Here is a 3,904-nt window from a genome sequence, read left to right on the forward strand (position 1 = left end):
GCCACCCGCCACGGCCGGGTACGCGAGATGGCCGTTGCCCAGTCGCACCTCACCTGGCACGACGTACGCGCGGCGCGGCTGGCCGACGCCCGGCGGCGGCTGGCCACCGTGGACCGCCTGGCGGCGCAGTGCGGCGACCGGCGCCTGCGCCTGCTGGCGCGGGCCGATCAGGCCGAGCTGACCCGTCTGGAGGGCCGGTACGCGGAGGCGGTCGAGCAGGGCCGCCGGGTGGCGACCGCGCTCGCCGAGCTGGGCGATCCCCGCCGACAGCGACGGACGGTCGGCAAGGTCGCGCTGGCGCTCGCCGGCCAGGGCCGGGGCGACGAGGCGCTGGCCGCGGCCGCCGAGCTGTGGCCCTCGGGTGCGGTGCCGGGCCAGCGTCGGCCGCCGGTCATGGAGAGCCTGAATCCACCCGGCGCGGTGGCGGACGCACGCGCCGAGGACGCGCTGCGTGGGCTGATCGAGGGGCACGTGGCGCTGCGCCGGGGGGACCGGGAACTGGCGGTGGAGTGGTTCGCGGCGGCGGCCGACGCGGCGGCGGGCGGCGCGGGCCGGCGCGACCTGGTCGAGGCGCTCGTGGGGCTGGCGGTCAGCAGCGGGGACCCGGCCGTGCTGGACCGCCTGGACGCCGCTCGGCGGGCCACCGGCGTCAGCCTGCTGCCGCAGGAGGAGGAACTGCTCTTCTCCCTGGCGGCCCGGCGTCAGAAGGCACGCTGACCAGCGGCTGCGTGCGCCAGGAGGCGGAGGGCGCGGGGGTGGCGCGAACGAAGTAGCCCCCTGGTGCTGCCCCTCGCTCGACGCTCGCGCCAGCACCCCCCGGTGCCCCCCGCTGCGGGAAGACTACCGATGGGCTGCAAGAGATATGGGGGCTTTTGCACCCTTTCGCCCGACTGTTTGAGCGGTTCTGCCGGTCATTCTGCCGGTGACCCGCCGGTATCAATCGGCGGATGGTGGAGCTGTGGACCGTCGGCAGTGGACCGTCAGGCGGCGTCCTCGTCCGGCTCGGTGCTGCCGGCCGTGGCACCCGGGTGGACCGCGTCCCGGACCCGGCGCAGCCCGTCCAGCAGCCCGTCGAGCTGGCTCGGGTCGAGCTGGCCGGTGAACCACTGCTCGATGATCCGCAGGTGGCCGGGAAGGATGGCGTCCAGCCGGCTCAGGCCCGCTGCGGTCACCACCGCGAAGGAGCTGCGGCGGTCGGACGGGCAGGCGCGCCGGCGGATCAGCCCGTCCCGCTCCATCCGGTCCACCACGCGGGTCACGCCGCTGGTGGAGAGCGAGGTCTGCGCCGCCAGGTCAGTCATCCGCAGCTGGTTGTTGGGTGAGCGGGCGAGTCGGGTGAGCACCTCGAACTCGACCGGGGAGAGGCCGTGCTCGTCGAACTGGGCGGCGAACCGGGCGGAGAGCCCGGCGTGCGCCTCGACGAGGAGGCCGACGGCGGTGATCCGGGGATCGTCGAACACGTTCTGGTCCACGCCACCATCCTAGCAACACTTGACACAGGGAATATTGCTGTAGCTATAGTTGCTCAGTCAGTCGTTGGGATACTAAACCGTTTTCCCCGGAGGAGAGCACCATGACCAGCAGCACCGAGGCGACTACCCGCGACTGGGAGGGTCTCACCATCCCCACCCCCGGCACCTATCTTCTGGATGCCGCGCACAAGCGTGTCGGATTCGTCGCCCGGCACATGATGGTCAGCAAGGTACGCGGTGAGTTCGCCGACGCGACCGCCACCATCACCATCGCCGACGACCCGATGCAGTCCACGGTCACCGCCAGCATCCAGGCCGCCAGCATCAACACCGCACAGGCGGACCGCGACGCGCACCTGCGCAGCCCGGAGTTCCTCGACGTCGAGCAGTACCCGACGCTGGAGTTCCGCAGCACCGAGGTGAAGTCCCGCGACGGCAACGAGTTCGTGCTCGTCGGCGAGCTGACCATCAAGGGCGTGACCCGTCAGGTCGAGCTGGAGGTCGAGTTCGAGGGCGTCGGCCGCAGCCCCTTCGGGCAGGACATCTTCGGCTTCTCCGCCTCCACCGAGATCGACCGCGAGGACATCGGCCTGACCTGGAACGTGGCGCTGGAGACCGGTGGCGTCCTGGTCGGCCGCAAGGTCAAGATCGAGATCGAGGGTGAGGCCATCCGCCAGGGCTGAGCCCGGCCAGGCCCGCGGGGCCCGCACCGTCCGCCGACGGTGCGGGCCCTTCCCGTGTACGCGCAGCGGGTGCGAATCGTCACCCGATGTTCTCCGGCCGACCGCGCTGGTGGGGGTGCCGACGGGGTACAGGTGCAGATCTGCCGCCCGTACAGCGGGCTGCGGACGGGGCGCACTTACGCGCACCACGTGAATGGTTCACAATGCGTTGCGGAACGGTACGGTTCCGTCGCACCGGCGTCGGGAGGACACATGGGCAGAGACGTCGACCAGGGCGCCTTCTCCCGCGAGGATCGGGTCCGCTACCGGCAGAAGGTCCGGCGCTGCCTGGACGTCTTCGCACTGATGCTCGACGACTTCGGCTTCGACGCCGACCGGCCGATGACCGGGCTGGAGATCGAGCTGAACCTGATCGACGCCGCCGCCGAACCCGCCATGCGCAACGACCAGATCCTGGCCGACATCGCCGACCCGCTGTTCCAGACCGAGCTGGGGCAGTTCAACCTCGAACTGAACGCCTCACCCCGGCTGATCGAGGGCAGCGGCTTCGCCGACTACGAGCAGGACCTGCGCAGCAGCCTCAGCCGCGCCGACGAGCGGGCCGCCAAGTCCGACGCGACGATCATGATGGTCGGCATCCTGCCCACGCTCACCGAACGCCACCTGGTCGCCGACAACCTCTCCACGAACGAGCGGTACCGCGTCCTCAACGACCAGATCGTGGGCGCCCGGGGCGAGGACATCGAGCTGGACATCAACGGCGTCGAGCGGCTGCGTACGCACACCGACTCGATCGCGCCGGAGGCCGCCTGCACCAGCCTCCAGTTCCACCTGCAGGTCGCGCCGGACAGCTTCGCCGACTACTGGAACGCGTCCCAGGCGATCGCCGGCGTCCAGGTCGCCGTCGGGGCCAACTCGCCGTTCCTCTACGGCCGGCAGCTCTGGGCGGAGACCCGGATCGCGCTGTTCCAGCAGGCCACCGACACCCGCCCGGACGAGCTGAAGGCCCAGGGAGTACGCCCCCGGGTGTGGTTCGGGGAGCGCTGGATCACCTCGATCTTCGACCTGTTCGAGGAGAACGTCCGCTACTTCCCGCCGCTGCTGCCGATCTGCGAGGACGAGGACCCGGTCGAGGTGCTGCACGCCGGGGGCGTGCCCCAGCTCGGCGAGCTGCGGCTGCACAACGGCACCGTCTACCGCTGGAACCGGCCGGTCTACGACATCATGAACGACCGCCCGCACCTGCGGGTCGAGAACCGGGTGCTGCCCGCCGGCCCGACAGTGGTGGACATGCTCGCCAACGCGGCCTTCTACTTCGGGCTGGCCCGCGGCCTCGCCGAGGCGGACCGTCCCATCTGGAGCCAGCTGACGTTCAGCTCGGCGGAGGAGAACTTCCACGCCGCCGCCCGGCGCGGCATCGAGGCGGTCCTGCACTGGCCGCGCCTCGGCGACGTACCGGTGACCAAGCTCGTCCTCGAGACGCTGCTCCCGGTGGCCGAGCAGGGGCTGGACCGGTTCGGCGTCGCCCCGGCCGAGCGGGACCGCCTGCTGGGCGTGATCGAGGGCCGTTGCCGTACCGGCCGCAACGGCGCGGTCTGGCAGACCGAGACGGTGTGGGCGGCCGAGCGGCACCGCGGCCTGGACCGCGAGGCCGCCCTGCACCACATGGTCAAGCGCTACGCCGAACTCCAGCGCAGCAACGAGCCCGTACACACCTGGCCCGCCGACTAACCCCGCCCCGCCCCCGCC

At 71.6% G+C, this 3,904-nt stretch carries 3 protein-coding genes and 1 pseudogene; 3 read left to right on the forward strand and 1 reads right to left on the reverse strand.

What is annotated here, in order from left to right; all coding sequences use genetic code 11:
* Positions 1-717: pseudogene (locus KBX39_RS25510) on the forward strand (XRE family transcriptional regulator); the annotation flags it as partial.
* 263 nt (positions 718-980) lie between these two features.
* On the opposite strand, the gene KBX39_RS25515 reads toward KBX39_RS25510, so the two are convergent.
* Positions 981-1,472 carry a MarR family winged helix-turn-helix transcriptional regulator gene (locus tag KBX39_RS25515; RefSeq protein WP_043327632.1) on the reverse strand — a complete coding sequence of 164 codons (492 nt, stop codon included), beginning with the start codon at positions 1,470-1,472 and terminating at the stop codon, positions 981-983.
* A gap of 101 nt (positions 1,473-1,573) precedes the next feature.
* Here KBX39_RS25515 and KBX39_RS25520 point away from each other — a divergent pair, with 101 nt between their 5' ends.
* The gene (locus KBX39_RS25520) at positions 1,574-2,155 is read left to right on the forward strand and encodes a YceI family protein (RefSeq protein ID WP_210872890.1); all 582 of its coding nucleotides are present in this window, start codon (positions 1,574-1,576) and stop codon (positions 2,153-2,155) included.
* Positions 2,156-2,407: 252 nt separating this feature from the next.
* Entirely contained in the window at positions 2,408-3,886 is a 1,479-nt protein-coding gene (locus tag KBX39_RS25525; RefSeq protein WP_043327630.1) for a hypothetical protein, read from the forward strand.
* The last annotated feature ends 18 nt before the right edge of the window (positions 3,887-3,904 follow it).

This window comes from Micromonospora sp. D75 (genome assembly GCF_018070405.1).
GTDB lineage: Bacteria > Actinomycetota > Actinomycetes > Mycobacteriales > Micromonosporaceae > Micromonospora > Micromonospora chalcea.